This is a genomic window from Acidithiobacillus sp. TH-A36 (genome assembly GCF_057473445.1).
In genome coordinates, this window is record NZ_JBYCKP010000481.1 from 1 (window position 1) to 3,630 (window position 3,630).

Genomic DNA, 3,630 nt, shown 5'->3' on the forward strand with positions numbered 1-3,630 from the left:
CCTAAAGGACAATGGCATCATCCGGTAAGCTTGGCTCAGCTTTTCGGTAAATTGGCATTTGCGCACGGCAAATATGCGATTTTAGCCCCATCCTTAAGGGTTCTGGGCTTACATGGAAGCGGTTTTGCTTCAGCAAAAAGGAACGAGGCACAAGTCCCCCCAGCGTTATCAAAACTGCTAAAAATTTCCGCTCAGGGAAATGGTATCATTCTTCGCGTGGCATCTTATGAAAATAGACCGACCGAATATGCGCATATTGTTCGTTTTTTCTCCGCCGCTATACGCAAGACGCTCCCCGATGTAGCCATTATTGCCGAACTAGCAATGCCGGATAGTCCAAGCTTCTGGAGCGTCAGTCAGCATACTTGGCTTAAAGACATTCAGACCACAAGTCATCTGGTGGACGGTTATGCGTTATTTCAATGTGGTCATGTCTTATATTCGAACTATTCAGGGACCTCTTCGTCTTTAATAGCTTCAGGTATCCGTCTTGCCGATGAAACCAAACAACCGTCCTAATGGTCCATACTGTAGGGACCATTCAACACTTTTAAAGCCAAATAAGCGTTTTTCGGCTGAATGATATTCCTCCGCGAGCGCAACTACTGATTCGAGGAGTCCGTAAATGACCAATATGCCTGGCAAGCAGTTTATTTTTATGTGTGGCTTAATGTTGATGCCTATTGGCGCAATGGCAAGTTCCGATGCTACTTCTGCCTTATCAAGTATTTCGGTGACGGCGCACACGCTGGCCAATTGGCGTGCTGGTGCCGAACATGGTTATGGTCCAGATCAATATCGTCTAGGACTGGCGTATGCAACAGGTGATGGTGTTCCTCAAAATTTGAGTGAAGCTGCCTATTGGTGGCGTAAGAGTGCTGACAATCTTTATCCGCAGGCAGAACTTATGATGGGCAATGCTTATGCGCATGGATGGGGTGTATCACGTGATATCAATAGGGCGATTCATTGGTGGAAGACCGCTGCGCGAAGCGAGGCCGCTGATGTGGCCCGTCGAGCCCAATTCCTGCTCGATTCCGCAGCTTAAAATGCCGATGGCGTCATTGATATCCAAATTTTAGGGCAGTCAGTCAATAACAGGAGGAGAATATTGCCTTATCTAAATAAGTTTTCAGCCCATAATTTTATCCTGAGGGACTGGTTGGCGCTGGATCGCACCATTCTCGCCAACGAACGAACCATCTTGTCCTTTACCCGGACAGCCTTGGTACTCATTCTTGCAGGAATAGAAGGATAATAAAATAAAACATCTTGATGCTATCGAAAGCACTGCTGACAATTAAATTGGTTGAATACACCTGCAAGTTGGCTTGAGAAAATCAGGTTCTCAATAAATAGGAAATTCGGTTTTATCGATCATTTTCCGCAACACAAAGCTGGAATGCACGCCAGTCACGCCTTCGATTCTGGTCAGGCGATTCAGTAAAAAATCCTGAAAGTGGGCCATGTCGCGCAGGACCACCTTCACTTGATAATCGGCATCGTGCCCGGTGATCAGATAACATTCCAGAACTTCGTCGGATTTTTTAATCTCTGCTTCAAAATGCTCAAAGCGTTCGGGGGTATGGCGGTCCATGCTGATGTGCATCAGCACCATGAGTTCCAGCCCGACTTTTTCTGGCTGTAACAAGGCCACCTGTTTGCGAATGATGCCTGCTTCTTCCAGCGCCTGCACCCGACGCAGACAGGGAGAAGGGGAGAGGCCAATTTTTTCAGCGAGGCGCTGATTGCTCAGGCTGGAATCCTTTTGTAAGGCTTCAAGGATGCGACGATCGTAACGGTCCAGGGGCATTTTGGGTTCTCCATTTTTCATGGCGCAATATCCAATCTAAAAAATGATTATTGTAGCAATAATAATGCGTGAAAAGCGGCATTAAAGTCAAAATTCGCAAGCACCTGCCAGATAATGCCGCGTATAGTTCTCCCATCGTCTTGAGCAGGCAGGAGAATCATCATGAACAACTTTAATCATCGTCGTTATCGGCCTTTTCCAGCCGTCCACAAGCCGGATCGGCGTTGGCCCAACCGGCGCATGCATCATGCACCCACCTGGGCCAGTGTGGATTTGCGCGATGGCAATCAGGCCTTGGTGTCGCCCATGAGTGTGGCCCAGAAAATGGAAATGTTCGATTTGCTGGTACGGATGGGGTTCAAGGAAATCGAAGTGGGTTTTCCCGCCGCCTCGCAGCCCGACTTTGACTTTGTGCGCAAAATCATTGAGGAAAAACGGATTCCTGAGGATGTAACCATTCAGGTTTTGACCCAGGCACGAGAAAATCTGGTTGAGCGTACTTATGCGGCTCTGCAAGGTGTGCAGCGCGCCATTGTGCATGTATACAACTCGACCAGTCCGGCGCAGCGTGAACAGGTGTTTGGTCTGGATAAAGAGGGCGTCAAGGCTATTGCCGTGCGCGGTGCCGAGTGGGTAAAAGCCGGAGCGGCCCGTTTCCCGGAGACCCGGTGGACATTTCAGTATTCCCCTGAAAGTTTCAGCAATACGGAATTGGATTATGCCGTTGAAATCTGCGAAGCCGTGATGTCCGTCTGGCATCCTGAAGAGGGTCAGCCGGTTATTTTGAATTTGCCAGCTACAGTAGAATCCGCCATGCCCAACGTGTTTGCAGATCAGATTGAATGGTTTTGCGACCATTTGCGGGGACGGGAGCACGTTAAAATCAGTGTGCATACCCACAATGATCGGGGTTGTGCGGTGGCTGCCGCAGAATTGGCGGTGTTGGCGGGTGCTGACCGGGTTGAGGGGACCCTCTTCGGGAATGGTGAACGTACCGGGAATATGGACATTCTTACCATGGCCATGAATTTGTATTCTCAAGGGCTTGATCCGAAGCTGGACCTGTCCATGGGGGAGGCCATCAGCGAAATTTACATCCGTTGCACGGGAATGGCGGTTTCTCCCCGCCATCCGTGGTTTGGTGAACTGGTGTATACCGCATTTTCCGGCAGCCATCAGGATGCGATTCGTAAGGGCATCAATCACCGTCAGGGACAGGATGCGGCTGTTTGGGAGGTGCCTTATTTGCCTGTAGACCCTGCCGATTTGGGCCGCAACTATGAAGCGGTGGTGCGCATCAACAGTCAATCCGGCAAAGGCGGAGTCAGCCATGTATTGGAAAGGGATTATGGTATTTCCCTGCCGCGCTGGTTGGCTCAGGAATTCAGTGCCGTTGTCCAGAAAGCGACTGAAGAGCAATCCGGCGAGATCACGGCGAAGCAGATATATGCCTTGTTTGAAAGTCATTTTGTGAAGCGCAATGGCGACTGGCAGATGCAACGCTACCGCTTGCAGCGTGAAGGCGAAAAGGTCATTGCCTCAGTGGTCATGGGCACGGAAGCGCATCCCCGCATTTTGCAGGGGAAGGGGAGTGGGGCTGTAGGGGCGCTGGTAGATGCCTTGATTCAGGGTGCTGGCATTTACGCCGAAGTGGAGCAATTTGATCAGCACGCCCTGGGAGCCGGGACTGGTGCCCGCGCCATGGCCTGCGCCCGGGTCGGTGTGGAATCCGCTGGAACCGCTTCAGCAGTATCTTTTGGTGAAGACACCACCGAAGCCGCCTTGCAGTCTGTGCTGAGTGCCATTGGTAAGGCGGG

The 3,630-nt window shown here is 50.7% G+C and carries 5 protein-coding genes; 4 read left to right on the plus strand and 1 reads right to left on the minus strand.

What is annotated here, in order from left to right; genetic code table 11:
• From AC2VLY_RS12325 to AC2VLY_RS12335, 3 genes are all read left to right on the plus strand, one after another.
• A partial coding sequence (locus AC2VLY_RS12325) for a hypothetical protein (RefSeq protein ID WP_486922371.1) occupies positions 1-519 on the plus strand: 519 nt, incomplete at its 5' end.
• Positions 520-625: 106 nt separating this feature from the next.
• Positions 626-1,048 (plus strand): tetratricopeptide repeat protein, encoded by a 423-nt coding sequence (locus AC2VLY_RS12330; RefSeq protein ID WP_227485435.1) that lies wholly within the window; start codon positions 626-628, stop codon positions 1,046-1,048.
• Positions 1,049-1,111: 63 nt separating this feature from the next.
• Positions 1,112-1,258, plus strand: a complete 147-nt coding sequence (locus tag AC2VLY_RS12335; RefSeq protein ID WP_300249275.1) for a DUF202 domain-containing protein — start codon at positions 1,112-1,114, stop codon at positions 1,256-1,258.
• Positions 1,259-1,348: 90 nt separating this feature from the next.
• Here the strand turns inward: AC2VLY_RS12335 and AC2VLY_RS12340 are convergent, their stop codons facing one another.
• Entirely contained in the window at positions 1,349-1,834 is a 486-nt protein-coding gene (locus AC2VLY_RS12340; protein ID WP_486892502.1) for an Lrp/AsnC family transcriptional regulator, read from the minus strand.
• Positions 1,835-1,975: 141 nt separating this feature from the next.
• On the opposite strand from AC2VLY_RS12340, the gene AC2VLY_RS12345 reads away from it, so the two are divergent.
• The coding region (locus AC2VLY_RS12345; RefSeq protein ID WP_486892501.1) for a 2-isopropylmalate synthase at positions 1,976-3,630 on the plus strand (1,655 nt) is incomplete at its 3' end.